Source organism: Burkholderia gladioli, assembly GCF_000959725.1.
Lineage (GTDB): Bacteria > Pseudomonadota > Gammaproteobacteria > Burkholderiales > Burkholderiaceae > Burkholderia > Burkholderia gladioli.
Genome location: NZ_CP009323.1, coordinates 1,624,117 through 1,639,672, shown reverse-complemented (window position 1 = coordinate 1,639,672; position 15,556 = coordinate 1,624,117). Strand labels below are relative to the sequence as shown.

Genomic DNA, 15,556 nt, shown 5'->3' with positions numbered 1-15,556 from the left:
CCCATGGCAGTCAGCGTGTTCGATCTTTTCAAAATCGGGATAGGCCCGTCCAGCTCGCATACGGTCGGACCGATGCGCGCCGCGCTGATGTTCGTCCAGGGGCTCGAGCGTGATGGCCTGCTCGAGCAGGTCGCCGGCGTGAAGGTCGACCTGTATGGCTCGCTCGGCGCCACCGGCAAGGGCCACGGCACCGATCGCGGCGTGATGCTGGGCCTGATGGGCGACGCGCCCGACACGGTGAACCCCGATACCATCGACGCGCGGCTGGCCGCCGTGCGCGACACGAAAACGCTCTCGCTGCTGGGCCGTCATCCGGTGCCCTTCGTGCTGAAGGAGCAGATCGGCTTCTACCGGCAGGCGCTGCCCGAGCACCCGAACGCGATGACGCTGCGCGCGCGCGACGCGGCCGGCGAGGCGCTGCGCGAAACCACCTACCTGTCGGTGGGCGGCGGCTTCGTGGTGACGGCCGGTGCGGCCAATACCAAGGTGCTGAACGCGGCCGAGCAGATGCCCTACCCGTTCCGCTCCGGCACCGAGCTGCTGGAGCTGACCGCCTCCACCGGCAAGTCGATCGCCCAGCTGATGTGGGACAACGAACGCGCCTGGCACGACGAGGACACCACGCGCGCCGGCCTGCTGAAGATCTGGGAGGTGATGCAGTCCTGCGTGTCGCGCGGCTGCGGCATCAACAACCCCGACGCCGAGGGCACCCTGCCCGGCCCGTTCCAGGTCAAGCGCCGCGCGCCGCAGCTGTATCGCACGCTGACCGGCAACCCGGAGCTGGCGCTGCGCGACCCGCTGTCGATGGTCGACTGGATCAACCTCTACGCGATCGCCGTCAACGAGGAAAACGCCGCGGGCGGGCGCGTGGTGACGGCTCCCACCAACGGCGCGGCCGGCATCATCCCGGCGGTGCTGCACTACTACACGCGCTTCGTGCCGGGCGCCAACGAGCAGGGCGTGATCGACTTCCTGATGACGGCCGCCGCGATCGGCATCCTCTACAAGCTCAACGCCTCGATCTCGGGCGCCGAGGTGGGTTGCCAGGGCGAGGTGGGCGTGGCCTGCTCGATGGCGGCCGGCGCGCTGGCCGCCGTGCTGGGCGGCACGCCGCGCCAGGTCGAGAACGCCGCCGAGATCGGCATGGAGCACAACCTCGGCCTGACCTGCGACCCGGTCGGCGGGATGGTGCAGATCCCCTGCATCGAGCGCAACGCGATGGCTTCGGTGAAGGCCGTCAACGCCGCGCGCATGGCCCTGCGCGGCGACGGCAGCCACTACGTGTCGCTCGATTCGGTGATCAAGACCATGCGCGAGACCGGCGCCGACATGAAGACCAAGTACAAGGAAACCTCGCGCGGCGGGCTGGCGGTGAATATCGTCGAGTGCTGAGCGGGATTTGAGGCGACACGCGCCGCGCGCCGGATCGGCTGCGCGGCGCCTTGCGTTTACGCGTTCGCCCTTTTCCGTTTTCTCGTTCCTCGCAACGACGCGCGGCGGCGTTTCGCGGCGAGCACTCACCGTTCGCGACCCGCTCGCCACGTTTCGCCCATCCGGCGTAAGCTATCCCTCCCGCCACCGAGGGAGCCCGCCGTCCATGTCGCACACTCCGGATTCCGCCGTCCCCGCCAGCGTCAACGGCGCCCGACTGCTCGTCGATGCGCTGCTCGCCAACCATGTCGAACGCGTGTTCTGCGTGCCCGGCGAAAGCTTCCTCGCCGTGCTCGACGCGCTCGGCGACGAAACCGGGCGCATCGACACCATCGTCTGCCGCCACGAGGCCGCCGCCGCCAACATGGCCGAGGCGGTCGGCAAGCTGACCGGCCGGCCCGGCGTGGCCCTGGTCACGCGCGGACCGGGCGCGACGCATGCCTCGATCGGCGTGCATACCGCGTTCCAGGATTCGACGCCGATGATCCTGTTCGTCGGCCAATGCGCGCGCGAGCATCTCGACCGCGAGGCCTTCCAGGAGATCGACTATCGCCGCATGTACGGCGAGCTGGCCAAGTGGGTCGCGCAGATCGACGACGCGCGGCGGATTCCCGAGTACCTGAGCCATGCCTTCCATGTCGCGACCTCGGGCCGTCCCGGCCCGGTGGTGCTGGCGCTGCCGGAAGACCTGCTGTCCGACCCGTGCGCGCCGCAGCCGGTGCTGCCGGCCGCCAAGCGGATCGCGGCGGCGCCCTCCGCGGCCCAGATGGCCGAGCTGCGCGAGCGGCTCGCGCGCGCCGAGCGCCCGTTGCTGATCGCCGGCGGCAGCGGCTGGAGCGTCGAGGCCTGCGCCGACCTGCGCCGCTTCGCCGAGGCCTGGCAGTTGCCGGTGGCCTGCGCGTTCCGCTACCAGGACAGCTTCGACAACGAGCATCCGCTGTATGCCGGCGACGTCGGGCTCGGCATCAATCCGGCGCTCGCCAGGCGCATCCGCGAGGCCGACCTGCTGCTCGCGCTGGGCCCGCGCCTGGGCGAGGCGACCACCGGCGGCTACACGCTGCTGGAAATACCGAAGACGCGCCAGTCGCTGATCCACGTCCACCAGGGCGCCGAGGAACTGGGCCGGGTCTACCTGCCCGACCTGCCGATCGTCTCGGGCATGCCCGAGATCGCGGCGCGGCTGGCCGAGCTCGCGCCGCCCGAGCTGCTGCCCTGGGCCGGCAGCGCGAGCGAGGCGCACGCGGCCTACCTGGCCTGGCGCAAGCCGCTGCCGATGCCGGGCGAGGTACAGCTCGGCGAGATCATGCAGCAGTTGCGCGAACGGCTGCCGCACGACGCGATCGTCAGCAACGGCGCCGGCAACTACGCCACCTGGCTGCATCGCCATTACGCCTATCGCGCGTTCCGCTCGCAGCTCGCGCCGACCAATGGCGCGATGGGCTACGGCGTGCCGGCCGCGCTGGCCGCGAAGTCCTTGTATCCGCAACGAATCGCGGTGGCGCTGGCCGGCGACGGCTGCTTCATGATGGCCGGCCACGAGCTGGCCACGGCGATGCAATACGGCCTGAACATCGTGGTGATCGTGGTCAACAACGGCCACTTCGGCACGATCCGCATGCACCAGGAACGCCATTACCCGAACCGCGTGCATGGCACCGGCCTCACCAATCCCGACTTCGCCGCCTATGCGCGCGCGTTCGGCGCGCATGGCGAGACCGTCGCCACCACCGCCGAATTCGCACCGGCGCTCGAACGCGCGCTCGGCAGCGGCCTGCCCGCGCTGATCGAGATCCGGATCCCGCAGGAGGCCAGCACGCCGGCCGCGACGCTGGAGCAGGTGCGCGAGCAGGGGCGGCGCGCCCGCGGCGAAACCGGGCCGGGCGCATGAGACGCCCTGCTCCCGTCGACTCTTGCTTCGAGGATTCCCGGATCGATGGCACATCCCGCGCCGCTCGCCGCTGACACGCCGGCCGACCTGGAGGGGCCGGCCGCGCTGCGGCACCCCGGCACCCTGCTCTCGCGCGAGCGCCGGCTGGTGGCGCCCTACGACCTGGAGATGGCGGGCCAGGTGCCGCCCGGCCATCGCGCCGCCAGCCAGGGCGGCACCGGCATCCTCAACGCGGCCGAGCAGCCGTTCCGGCTCGACTACGCGCGACATGCCCGGGTCCACGTGATCAACGGCATGGGCGTCGCGCTCGGCGATTCGATCATCGGGCTCAGCGCGCTGGCGGCGCTGCGTGATGCGCATCCGGCGCTGCGTATCGTGCTGTATCGGCCGTCGCGTTTGTCCGGCCATGTCGAGCAGCTCTACCGGCTCGCCGACGAGGCGGTCGCCGGCATGCGCGTGCTGCCGGCGGACCTCGATGCGCTGCCGGCCGACGAAGCGAGGATCGACGTCGGCAACCAGCTGTATCGGCCGTCCTTCGCGGCGCTGCCGATGATCGACTACTTCCTCGATGCGCTCGGCATCGATCCGGCCACGGTGCCGGCCGCCGCCAGGCGCAATCGCTGGCTGTCGCGGCTGGCGCTGCCGGAACTGCCCGCGGCCTGGCGCGGGCAGCGCTACGCGCTGTTCTGCGCCGAGGCGAGCACGCCGCTGCGCAGCATCCCGCCCTCGCGGCGCGCCGCCATCGTCGAGCGCATCGCCCGGCGATACGACCTGCCCGTGCTCGGCTTCGGGCCCGTCGAGCATGCCGCCTACACGGACGTGCGCGAGCTGTCGCCCGACACGGCGGCCTACTTCGCCTGGATCCGCGACGCGGCGGTGCTGGTCAGCGCCGACACGTCGGCGATCCACGCCGCCGACGGCTTCGAGGTGCCGACCCTGGCCGGCTTCACCAGCATCGCGCCGGAGCTGCGCGTGCGCGACTATCCGCTGTGCCGGCCCTTCGTGGTGACGGTGCCGCCCGCGCTGCGCGATCGCCATGCCAGCGACGATCCCGCCGAGATCGCGATGGTCGAGGCGGCCTGGGGGCTAGTCGATTGGGATGCGCTGGCTTGGCCAAAGGCGCGCGAGTAGCAGCCGACGCCGGGGATCGGCGATCGGCAAGCAACGGCCGGCGATGCTGCACTCGCCCGCTTCAGCCGAGCGCGACCGCCACCGATTCGCGCAGCGCCTCGGAAGGCCGCATCCCGAACATGCGGCGATAGTCGGTCGCGAACTGGCTCAGGTGCCAGAATCCCCAGGCGGCAGCCACGTCCTGCACCGAGCCGGCGGCGCGCCCGCACAGGTCGCGTCGCGCGCCGTTCAGGCGCAGCGCGCGCAGATAGGTGGCCGGCGCCATCCCGAGCACGTCCTGGAAGCAGTTCTGCAAGGTGCGTCGGCTCACGTGCAGTTGCTCGCAAAGCTCGGGCACGCCCACCGCACGCGCGCGATGCGCGAGCACGTAGTCGCGCGCCTGGGCAACGATGCGGCGGCGCCTCTGCGGCTGCATGCCATCGGCCTCCTCGTCGCCGGCCGGCCCCGTGCAGACGTCGAACAGGGCAGCCAGCACGGCCTCCTGCAGATCACGGCGCTCGCCATCGGAAAGGGCTGCACGCGGCGAGGTCGCCTGGAGCAGCCGTGAATCGGGCGGGAAGTCGGACTGAGAGCCGAATTGCGAAGCAGGCTGTGAGGTAGGCCGTGAAGCAGGCCGCGAATCCGGCCATGGATCGAGCCGCGATGCCAGCAGCGCGCGCAGGCGCGCCAGCCGCGCATCGCCGGCGCGCACCATGGCCTGGCGCGGCACGCTCTCGTCGAAGCCGGCCCGCTCGACCTGCTCGGCATGACGGCGCAGCACCTCGCCGCGCACCACCACGCCATAGATCGAAAAGGCGGCCGGTGTCAGCAGCTCGAATTCGACATTGCCAGGCCGGCAGGCGAAGCCGTCGGCCGCGACCGGCCGCGTATCGATGCGCATCTGCGCGGCCTCGAACTCGGGCGCCAGCACCGGGATACCGAACCAGTAGGCATCGCCGCGCACCTCGCAGGCCTGGCGCAGCGTGTGGCTGGTGGTCTCGCGGAACAGCTTCATGGTGTCGAGCGGCAGCTCGGTGAGGGTGCCGACGAAATGCCCGGCCGCCAGTTGGTCGTAGGTCTGGCGCCAGCCCACCAGGTTGCGCGCCTGCTCGTCGGCGTCGTGCGCGACGCTGACCACGGCGCGGCCAGCCGGCACCTCGTCGCCTGCCGCGCTGCGCCGCGTGTCCTCAGCGGTGGCCTCGCCGCCGCCTCGTGCGCTGTCCATGTTCACCCTCCCGGCCTGTTCCTGCCTCGATCCGGAAAGCGAACGCAAGTCCCGTGCCGAAACCGGCCCGGCGCGGCCCGGTCGCCCGCCGCCGCGCGCTGTGCCGCGACGGCACAGCCTGTGCCGGGCGAACGTTCCATTCCTGCACAGTCGCGGCAGCATCATCGTCGCGGCGGCCCTGCCCGCCGCCGCCGCACCGCCTCGCGCCGGGCGCGCACCGCAAGGCGGCGCGCTGGCACGCTTTTGGCGTATCCGGAACACCGCGCCGCGCGTGGCGAGCGTCCTCTTGCGCGCGCGGCGATGTTTTCCCCAAAACCGACATGCGAGGAGCGACACGATGAACCACGCCGAGATGCAGCACCTGAACATCGAATTCCCGTACCGCAAGCAATACGGGAACTTCATCGGCGGCGAATGGGTGCCCCCTGTCGACGGCCAGTACTTCGACAATCTCTCGCCCGTCACCGGCCAGGCCTTCACCGCGATCCCGCGCTCGCAGGAAGCCGACATCAACCTCGCGCTGGACGCCGCGCACAAGGCCAAGGCGAGCTGGGGCGCGACCCCGGTGGCCGAGCGCGCCGCCGTGCTGCTGCGCATCGCCGATCGCATGGAGCAGAACCTGGCGCGCCTGGCGGTGGCCGAGACCATCGACAACGGCAAGCCGTTGCGCGAGACCACCGCGGCCGACATCCCGCTCGCGATCGACCATTTCCGCTACTTCGCGGGCTGCGTGCGCGCCCAGGAAGGCTCGATCGCCGACATCGGCGGCGACCTGGTGGCCTATCACTTCCACGAGCCGCTCGGCGTGGTCGGCCAGATCATCCCCTGGAACTTCCCGATCCTGATGGCGGCCTGGAAGATCGCGCCGGCGCTGGCGGCCGGCAACTGCGTGGTGCTCAAGCCAGCCGAGCAGACGCCGGCCTCGATCCTGGTGTGGGCCGAGCTGGTCCAGGACCTGCTGCCGCCGGGCGTGCTCAACATCGTCAACGGCTTCGGGCTGGAAGCCGGCAAGCCGCTGGCCTCCAGCAAGCGGATCTCGAAGATCGCCTTCACCGGCGAGACTACCACCGGCCGCCTGATCATGCAGTACGCCAGCGCGAACCTGATCCCGGTCACGCTCGAGCTGGGCGGCAAGAGCCCGAACATCTTCTTCGCCGACGTGATGGACCGCGACGACAGCTACTTCGACAAGGCCCTGGAAGGCTTCGCGATGTTCGCGCTGAACCAGGGGGAGGTGTGCACCTGCCCGTCGCGCGCGCTGGTCGAGGAAAGCATCTACGACCGCTTCATCGAGCGCGCCGTGAAGCGCGTCGAGAAGATCCGCCAGGGCCACCCGCTCGACGCGCAGACCATGATCGGCGCGCAGGCCTCGGCCGAGCAGCTCGAGAAGATCCTGTCCTACATCGACATCGGCCGCCAGGAAGGCGCCGAGTGCCTGACGGGCGGTGAGCGCAACACGCTGACGGGCGAGCTCGCCAGCGGCTACTACGTGAAGCCGACCGTGTTCCGCGGCCACAACAAGATGCGCATCTTCCAGGAGGAGATCTTCGGGCCGGTGCTGTCGGTGACCACCTTCAAGAACGAGGAGGAGGCGCTTGAAATCGCCAACGACACGCTCTACGGGCTCGGCGCCGGCGTGTGGACCCGCGACGGCGGCCGCGCCTATCGCTTCGGCCGCGCGATCCAGGCCGGCCGCGTGTGGACCAACTGCTATCACGCCTATCCGGCGCATGCCGCGTTCGGCGGCTACAAGCAGTCGGGGATCGGCCGCGAGACGCACAAGATGATGCTCGACCATTACCAGCAGACCAAGAACCTTCTGGTCAGCTACGACGACAAGCCGCTCGGCTTCTTCTGAGCGCGGCGGCCTCGCCGAACTCGCCGCAACGAAAAAGCGCCGGTGGATATTCCACCGGCGCTTTTTCGTGCGGGCAACGGCAGGCTCGGCTACCCTTCGCCGATTCGTTCGTTATCCGATCGATCGGCCAGCAGCGCGTCGCTGTCGTCCTTGAGGCCGACGCCGGTCAGTTGCAGGCGGCGCGCGTGGGTGAGCAGGTAATGCAGCTTGTGCGCGGCCGCCTCGTAAGGCAGGCCCTCGGGGCGCACGTTCGAGATGCAGTTGCGCTGGGCGTCGTGGCAGCCCACCTTGGGCGCGTAGGTCAGGTAGACGCCAAGGCTGTCGGGCGAGCTGAGGCCCGGCCGCTCACCGATCAGGATCGCCACCAGTTGCGCGCGCAACAGCTCGCCGATCTCGTCGCCGAGCGCGACGCGCGCCTGCCGCGCCACCACCACCGGCCCGAGCGACCAGCCATCGGCATCGAGCCGCCCGCGTATCGCGTTCAGCAGCGGCAGCGCCTGCTTCGCGGCCGCGAAGGCCGACAGGCCGTCGCCGATCACGAACACCAGGTCCGGCGCCTTGGCCGGCTTGGCGCCCTCGGCGGCCAGCGCCTCGCGGCTCGCCTCGGACAGCTTGCGCCCAAGGTCGGGGCGGCGCAGGTAGTGCTGGCGATCGGGCGCCGCGCTGTCCGCGCCGAGCGTGGCGAAGCCGGCCGCCTCCAGCTCGCCGCGCAGCTTGTCGGCATCGAGCGGCTGGTGCACCGCGTCGCGTGCCTGCGCGTGCGAGAGATTGAAGGCCAGCAGGGGCTCGGTGGGCAGGCTGCTGCCGGCGCGGCCCAATGCGATCCGCGCGTTGGTGAAGGTCTTCAGGCCGCCCCAGGGGTTCTTCTCGACCGCATCGCTCATGCGTCGATCCCCATCCATTCCTTCGCCCCGGCCAGCAGCGGCGCGCGCGCATGCACCGGTATCAGCGCGCCCTTCGCGTCGGCGATCTCCATCGTCTCCAGCCATTCCTCGAACTCGGGCGCGCGCCGCAGCCCCAGCACCTCGCGCACGTAGAGCGCGTCGTGGAAGGAGGTGCTCTGGTAGTTCAGCATCACGTCGTCGGCGCCGGGGATGCCCATGATGAAGTTGATGCCGGCCGCGCCGAGCAGGGTCAGCAGCGTGTCCATGTCGTCCTGGTCGGCCTCGGCGTGGTTGGTGTAGCAGATATCGCAACCCATCGGCACGCCCAGCAGCTTGCCGCAGAAGTGATCCTCGAGCCCGGCGCGGATGATCTGCTTGCCGTCGTACAGGTACTCGGGGCCGATGAAGCCGACCACGGTATTGACCAGGAAGGGCCGGAACCGGCGCGCCACCGCGTAGGCGCGCACCTCGCAGGTCTGCTGGTCGACGCCGTGATGCGCGTTGGCCGACAGCGCGCTGCCCTGGCCGGTCTCGAAGTACATGAGGTTGTCGCCGACCGTGCCGCGCTTGAGCGAGAGCGCCGCCTCGTGCGCCTCGCCGAGCAGGGCCAGCGAGATGCCGAAGCTGGCATTGGCCTGCTCGGTGCCGGCGATCGACTGGAACACCAGGTCGACCGGCGCGCCCTTCTCGATCGCGGCGATGGTGTTGGTGACGTGGGTCAGCACGCAGGACTGCGTCGGCACGCGATAGCGCTCGCGGAACGCGTCGATCATGTTCAGCAGGCGCGTGATGGCGGCCAGGCTGTCGGTGGCGGGATTGATGCCGATCATCGCGTCGCCGGAGCCGTACATCAGGCCGTCGAGCATCGAGGCGGCGATACCCCTGGCGTCGTCGGTCGGGTGATTCGGTTGCAGGCGCACCGACATGCGCCCCGGCAGGCCGACCGTGTTGCGAAAGCGCGTGACCACGCGGCGCTTCCGGGCCGCCGCGATCAGGTCCTGGTTGCGCATCAGCTTCGAGACCGCCGCCACCATCTCGGGCGTGAGGCCCGGCGCCACGCGTTCGAGCGCGGCACCGTCGGCGGCGGGCGAGAGCAGCCAGTTGCGGAAATCGCCCACCGTCAGGTGCGAGATCTCGGCGAAGGCGGCCGCGTCGTGCTCGTCGATCACCAGCCGCGTGACCTCGTCGCGCTCGTAGGGAATCAGCGCCTCGTTGAGGAAGGCCTTGAGCGGCACGGCGGCCAGGGCGATCTTCGCCGCCACGCGCTCCTCCTCGCTGGCCGCCGCCACGCCGGCGAGCTGGTCGCCCGAGCGCAGGGGGCTGGCCTTCGCCATCAAGGTCTTCAGGTCCGCGAACCGGTAGGTGCGCGAGCCGATCGTCTCCGTGTACGACATCTGCGAATCTCCTGCGCGCCGCCCGGCGCGCGTGCTGTCATTCCTCGAGCAGCGCCTCGGCCGGCGCGGCCGCCCGCTGCGCGCGCGTGGCCAGGAAGTAGCCGTAGCCGAGCGCGACGATCGCCACGAAGATCAGCGCGACCAGCGCGTTGAAATAGACCATCGTGCCGAGGCAGACCAGCGCCGCCACCAGCGCGAAGGCGGGGAACAGCGGGTAGAGCGGCGCGCGGAACGGGCGCGCCATCGCCGGCTGGCTGCGGCGCAGCTTGAACAGCGCCGCCATGCTGACGATGTACATCACGATAGCGCCGAATACCGACATCGTCACGATGTTCGCGGTGAGCGTCTGGCCGCCGAACTGGATCAGCTCGTCGCTGTAGATCGCCGCGATGCCGACCACGCCGCCCGCCAGGATCGCGCGATACGGCGTGCGAAAGCGCGGGTGCACCTTGGCCAGCCATTCCGGCAGGTAGCCCTCGCGCGCCAGCGCGAAGATCTGGCGCGAATAGCCGAGGATGATCCCGTGGAACGAGGCCACCAGCCCGAACAGGCCCAGCCAGACCAGCATGTGCATCCAGCCGCTGTGCTCGCCGACGATGTACTTCATGGCCTGCGGCAGCGGATCGTTGATGTTGGACAGCTTGGTCCAGTCGCCGGCGCCGCCCGCGAACACCATCACGCCGATCGCCAGCACCACCAGGGTCAGGATCCCGGCGACATAGGCGATCGGAATCGAGCGCTTCGGGTTCTTCGCCTCCTCGGCGGCCATCGCCACGCCCTCGATCGCGAGGAAGAACCAGATCGCGAACGGAATCGCCGCGAACATGCCGTGGAAGGCGCCCGGCGAGAAGTGGTCGGCGCCGCTCCAGCCGCCGCGGGTGAAGTTGTCCCAGGAGAAGCCCGGCGAGACCACGCCCATGAACACCAGCAGCTCGAAGATCGCCAGCAGGGTGACGATCAGCTCGAAGGTGGCGGCGATCTGCACGCCGACGATATTGAGCGCCATGAACACCAGGTAGGCGCCCATCGCCGCGTGCTTCGGTTCCAGCGAGGGGAACTGCACGTGCAGGTAGGCGCCGATCGCCAGCGCGATGGCCGGCGGCGCGAACACGAACTCGACCAGGGTGGCGATGCCGGCCAGGTAGCCGCCGGCCGGGCCGAAGGCGCGCCGCGCATAGGCGAACGGGCCGCCGGCGTGCGGGATCGAGGTGGTCAGCTCGGTGAAGCTGAAGATGAAGGTGGTGTACATCGCCGCGATGAACAGCGCGGTGACCACGAAGCCGAGCGTGCCGGCGCTGGCCCAGCCGTAGCTCCAGCCGAAGTACTCGCCCGAGATCACCAGGCCCACCGCGATGCCCCACAGCTGCCAGGTGCCGAGGGTCTGTTTCAGTGCCGGCCCCGGCGCGGCGCCGCCCGCTGCGGGGCGGCCGTTCGACTCTGCTTGCATCGCTCTCTCCTCATGTGCGGCTGCCGGCGCGGCGCGCCGGATCGGGTGACCGATCACCGATGCTAGAGAGTCATTAATCGAGGCGTTATCGAAAATCGGCAAAGGTGGGCGGGGCGGCGGATGCTGCCGATTGCGCGGGTCGTAAGGCTTCCGTAGGATGAGCGGCGGCATGGCGCCGGTGGCCGCGCGTGCCGGCCGATCCATCACGACTGATTCCGGAACCCTCCAGCATGACGAATCCGCAGCTCGACATCCGCCAGCTCGCGCCGCTCGAGGTAGTCGCGGCCGCCCATATCGGCCCTTATGCCGAGATGCATGCCGCATTCTCACGCCTGGCCGCCTGGCTCGACGAACAGGGCCAGTTCGGACCCGATACGCAATGCGTGGGCATCTTCCACGACGATCCCGAGACGGTACCGGCCACGCAGTTGCGCTCGCATGCCTGCTTCGCGCTCGGCGAGGGGACCGCGGCGCTGGCCTTGCCCGGGCAGTTCGAACACCTGACCATCTCGGGCGGCCCGTATGCGGTACTGATCCATCGCGGGCCCTATGCGCGGCTCGGCGAATCGTATCGATGGCTGTTCCAGGAATGGCTGCCCGCATCGGGACGCGCGCTGGCCGAGGCGCCTTCGTTCGAGCGCTATCTCAACGATCCGCGCGACACGCCGGCCGAGCAGTTGCTGACCGAGATCTGCCTGCCGCTGCGCTGAGCGGCACGCACAGCGAGCTGGACCCTTTATCCACGGCTCGCTGTGGATAAGCCGGCATTCAGCATGCGAATCGCGGATTCCGCTTCCCGGCTCAATGCACGCGCGTACCGCATCGCGTGCACATGCGCGAGGTCGCTTCCAGCGGCGCGCGACAGCGGCGGCAAACCGCCGGCCGGCGCGCATCGCCGGAACGCAGTTGGGTGAAGCGCTGCCCCGGTCGCGCGGCATGGCCGGCCAACACGCCGCGCAGTGTGTCGAACCAGCGGGAGAAACGGTTCATCGCGAGCGCCTCCTTCCGATGCTGCGGCCGCGCCTCAGCGCGAGGCGCGCAGCAGCCGCAAGCCATTGCCGACCACGATCAGGCTCGCGCCCGCGTCGGCGAACACGGCCATCCACATGGTGCCCAGCCCGGCCACGGTGAGGCCGAGGAACACCGCCTTCACCACCAGCGCGAAGCCGATGTTCTGCACCAGCACGCGGTGCGTGGCGCGTGACAGGCGCACGAAGGCGGGGATCTTGCGCAGGTCGTCGTCCATCAGCGCGACGTCGGCCGTCTCGATCGCCGTGTCGGTGCCCATCGCGCCCATCGCGAAGCCGATGTCGGCGCGCGCCAGCGCCGGCGCGTCGTTGATGCCGTCGCCCACCATCCCGACCGCGCGGCCCTGGCCCGACAACTCCACCACGGCGGCGAGCTTGTCTTCCGGCAACTGGTTGCCGCGCGCATCGTCGATGCCGACCTCGCGCGCGATCGCCGCGGCCGTGTGCGCATTGTCGCCGGTCAGCATCGCGGTGCGGATGCCGAGCGCGTGCAGCTGCTCGATCGCCTCGCGGCTGCTCTGCTTGACCGTGTCGGCGACCGCGAACAGGCCGAGCACGCGCGTCGCGTCGATCAGCATCACCACCGTGCGGCCTTTCGATTCGAGCGCGGCCACGCGTTCGTCGAGCGCCGCCGAGGCGCGGCCGAGCTCGACCGCCAGGCGCCGGTTGCCGAGCCAGTAGGCGGCACCGTCGATGCTGCCGCGCACGCCGCGGCCCGGCAGCGCCTCGAAGCCCTCGACCTCGGCGAACGGCGCGCCGGCGCTGCCGCGCTCGGCCAGCGCCGCGGTCGCGATCGCCTGCGAGACCGGGTGATCGGAGCGGCTCGCGAGGCTCGCGGCCATGAAGGCGATCCGCTGCGGCTCGAGATCGTCGGCCAGCGCCTCGACGTCGGTGCGCACCGGCTTGCCGTGGGTGAGCGTGCCGGTCTTGTCGAGCGCGAGCCAGCCGAGCTTGCGGCCTTCCTCGAGATAGACGCCGCCCTTCACCAGGATCCCGCGCCGCGCCGCGGCCGCCAGCCCCGAGACCATGGTGACCGGCGTCGAGATCACCAGCGCGCAAGGGCAGGCGATCACCAGCAGCACCAGCGCGCGATAGACCCAGTCGTGCCAGGACCCGCCCAGCAGCAGCGGCGGCACCACCGCGACCAGCAGCGCGATCGCGAACACGATCGGCGTGTAGACGCGCGCGAAGCGGTCGACGAAGCGCTGGGTCGGCGCCTTGGCGCCCTGCGCCTCCTCGACGGCGTGGATGATGCGCGCCAGCGTGGTGTTCGAGGCCACCGCGGTGACGCGATAGTCGAACGAGCCCGATTCGTTGATGGTGCCGGCGAACACGGCGTCGCCAGGCGCCTTCTCGATCGGCAGGCTCTCGCCGGTGATCGGCGCCTGGTTCACGCTGGAGCGGCCCTCGACCAGCTCGCCGTCCAGGCCGATGCGCTCGCCGGGGCGCACGCGCACGATCGCGCCGAGCACGACCTCGGCCGCCGCCACCGACGCCCAGCTGCCGTCGGGCTGGCGCACCGTGGCGGTGTCGGGCGCGAGCCGCATCAGGCCCTGGATCGCGTTGCGGGCGCGGTCGAGCGATTTCGCCTCGATCAGCTCGGCGATGGTGAACAGCACCATCACCATCGCCGCCTCGGGCCACTGGCCGATCAGCATCGCGCCGGTCACGGCGATGCTCATCAGCGCGTTGATGTTGAGGTTGCCGTTGCGGATCGCGATCCAGCCCTTGCGATAGGTGGTGAGCCCGCAGACCGCCACCGAGGCCAGCGCCAGCAGCGCGGCGGCCCAGGTCGGCAGGCCGGCCCAGGTGACGGCCTCGGAAGCCAGCGCGGCGACGCCGGCCGCGACCAGCGGCCAGACCGGCTTGGCGGGCTCGGCGATGGAGCCGCCCGCCTTGGCGTCGGCGGCGCCGGCCAGCTCGGGCGTCATGCCGAGCGTGCGGATCGCCGCGGCGACCGAATCGGCCGCGCCCGGCGTGTGGACCACGGTCAGCATGCGCTGCATCAGGTTGAATTCGAGCGTCGCCACCGAGGCCATGCCGCCCAGCTTCTTGCGGATCAGCGTTTCCTCGGTCGGGCAGTCCATCTGCATGATGCGGAAGGCGGAGCGCTCCTGGCCGTCGGCCAGTCGCTCGGTGCCGGGCAGCGGCGCGAGCGTCAGCGCGGCGGGGGCGCAGCAGTCGGCGCCGTGGTCGTGGCTGTTGGCGGCGTGGTCGTGGTCGTGGTCGTGGTCGTGGTCGGCGTGATTGTGCGCGGCGTGACCGTGGCCCGCATGGTCATGGTTCGAATGGTCATGGCCGGCGTGATCGTCGACGGCATGCCCATGGCTGCCGTGCACGGCGTGGTCGTGCCCCGCATCGTCGTGGCCGGCATGCGCGTGATCATGCTCATGCGAGTGCGCCTCGCCCGAACAACATGCATCGGCACGTTCCGGCGCGGCGGCGAGCGCGAGCTCGGCCTGCCTGGCCGGATCGCGGCGCGTCCATTGGATCGCCTGGCCCGGCGCGGCGGCGGCGCGGGCATCGGCCGGCGCACGGGCATGGTCGTGGTCGTGCCCGCAGCAAGCCGCGCCGGCGCCATGCGCATGCGCCTCATGGCCAGCATGGTCGCCGGCCGCCACCGCCTGCGCCTCGCGCGCCTCGACGCCGATCGCGTCCTTGCTCCGATTGCTTTCGCTCATCACCTTCTCCGATGCCTGATTGCTTGACGGTGTAGAGTTAACACCCTGAAGCCACTTCAGGGTCAACCGCTACCGCCAGGAGAATCTGATGAAGATCGGCGAACTCGCGAAAGCCGCCCGCTGCACGCCGGAAACGATCCGCTTCTACGAGAAGGAGGGTCTGATGCCGGATGCCGAGCGCACCGACGCCAATTACCGGCGCTACACCGAAGTCCACGTCGAGCGCCTGCGGTTCATCCGCAACTGCCGCGCGCTCGACATGACGCACGACGAAATCCGCGCGCTGCTGCGCCTGACCGACGACCCCGCCGATCGCTGCGATTCGATCAACACGCTGCTCGACGAACACATCGGCCACGTCAATGCGCGGCTGGTCGAACTGCAGCACCTGAAGGCCCAGCTCAGCGAATTGCGCGAGCAGTGCCAGGGCGATCACACGGTCGAGGATTGCGGCATCGTGCATGGCCTCGCGACCATGGAAACGCTGGAGGCGCCGGCCAAGCGCACGCACGTCGGCTAGGCGCGCTTGCAGCCGGCACTCGCGGTCTCCATTGCGTCAATTCATGACCAGTCATAAAATCACTAGTCACAAATTGATGATGGATTCGAC

12 protein-coding genes are annotated in these 15,556 nt (G+C 70.2%); 6 read left to right on the top strand and 6 right to left on the bottom strand.

Annotated features, from left to right (window positions below; translation table 11 throughout):
* Positions 1–3: 3 nt before the first annotated feature.
* From BM43_RS24250 to BM43_RS24240, 3 genes are all read left to right on the top strand, one after another.
* Positions 4–1,392, top strand: coding sequence for an L-serine ammonia-lyase (locus BM43_RS24250; RefSeq protein ID WP_013696197.1), 1,389 nt, complete (start codon positions 4–6; stop codon positions 1,390–1,392).
* Between the two features lie 205 nt (positions 1,393–1,597).
* On the top strand, positions 1,598–3,319 hold the full coding sequence (locus tag BM43_RS24245) for a thiamine pyrophosphate-binding protein (RefSeq protein ID WP_013696196.1): 1,722 nt from the start codon (positions 1,598–1,600) through the stop codon (positions 3,317–3,319).
* 45 nt (positions 3,320–3,364) lie between these two features.
* The gene (locus BM43_RS24240; protein ID WP_036048671.1) at positions 3,365–4,450 is read left to right on the top strand and encodes a glycosyltransferase family 9 protein; all 1,086 of its coding nucleotides are present in this window, start codon (positions 3,365–3,367) and stop codon (positions 4,448–4,450) included.
* A 61-nt stretch (positions 4,451–4,511) separates the two neighbouring features.
* Here BM43_RS24240 and BM43_RS24235 read toward each other — a convergent pair whose 3' ends face one another.
* The gene (locus BM43_RS24235) at positions 4,512–5,654 is read right to left on the bottom strand and encodes a helix-turn-helix domain-containing protein (RefSeq protein WP_036048672.1); all 1,143 of its coding nucleotides are present in this window, start codon (positions 5,652–5,654) and stop codon (positions 4,512–4,514) included.
* A gap of 337 nt (positions 5,655–5,991) precedes the next feature.
* On the opposite strand from BM43_RS24235, the gene adh reads away from it, so the two are divergent.
* Complete coding sequence (adh, locus tag BM43_RS24230; protein WP_036035280.1) at positions 5,992–7,512, top strand: aldehyde dehydrogenase; 1,521 nt, start codon at positions 5,992–5,994, stop codon at positions 7,510–7,512.
* Positions 7,513–7,601: 89 nt separating this feature from the next.
* Here adh and eutC read toward each other — a convergent pair whose 3' ends face one another.
* The 3 genes from eutC to eat are packed head-to-tail and all read right to left on the bottom strand — an operon-like array spanning position 7,602 to position 11,237.
* Positions 7,602–8,396, bottom strand: coding sequence for an ethanolamine ammonia-lyase subunit EutC (gene eutC, locus BM43_RS24225; RefSeq protein ID WP_013696192.1), 795 nt, complete (start codon positions 8,394–8,396; stop codon positions 7,602–7,604).
* Entirely contained in the window at positions 8,393–9,790 is a 1,398-nt protein-coding gene (locus tag BM43_RS24220; protein WP_036048674.1) for an ethanolamine ammonia-lyase subunit EutB, read from the bottom strand. Before BM43_RS24220 ends, eutC begins: the two co-directional genes overlap by 4 nt.
* Before the next feature lie 37 nt (positions 9,791–9,827).
* Entirely contained in the window at positions 9,828–11,237 is a 1,410-nt protein-coding gene (gene eat, locus BM43_RS24215) for an ethanolamine permease (RefSeq protein ID WP_025097733.1), read from the bottom strand.
* A gap of 230 nt (positions 11,238–11,467) precedes the next feature.
* On the opposite strand from eat, the gene BM43_RS24210 reads away from it, so the two are divergent.
* Complete coding sequence (locus tag BM43_RS24210; protein ID WP_036048676.1) at positions 11,468–11,947, top strand: AraC family transcriptional regulator; 480 nt, start codon at positions 11,468–11,470, stop codon at positions 11,945–11,947.
* Between the two features lie 91 nt (positions 11,948–12,038).
* Here BM43_RS24210 and BM43_RS24205 read toward each other — a convergent pair whose 3' ends face one another.
* Positions 12,039–12,227 (bottom strand): hypothetical protein, encoded by a 189-nt coding sequence (locus BM43_RS24205; RefSeq protein WP_036048677.1) that lies wholly within the window; start codon positions 12,225–12,227, stop codon positions 12,039–12,041.
* A gap of 34 nt (positions 12,228–12,261) precedes the next feature.
* A complete protein-coding gene (locus tag BM43_RS24200; RefSeq protein ID WP_036048679.1) occupies positions 12,262–14,946 on the bottom strand; it encodes a heavy metal translocating P-type ATPase in 2,685 nt (894 codons plus the stop codon).
* A gap of 88 nt (positions 14,947–15,034) precedes the next feature.
* Here BM43_RS24200 and cadR point away from each other — a divergent pair, with 88 nt between their 5' ends.
* On the top strand, positions 15,035–15,466 hold the full coding sequence (cadR, locus tag BM43_RS24195) for a Cd(II)/Pb(II)-responsive transcriptional regulator (protein WP_017919796.1): 432 nt from the start codon (positions 15,035–15,037) through the stop codon (positions 15,464–15,466).
* Positions 15,467–15,556: the final 90 nt, after the last annotated feature.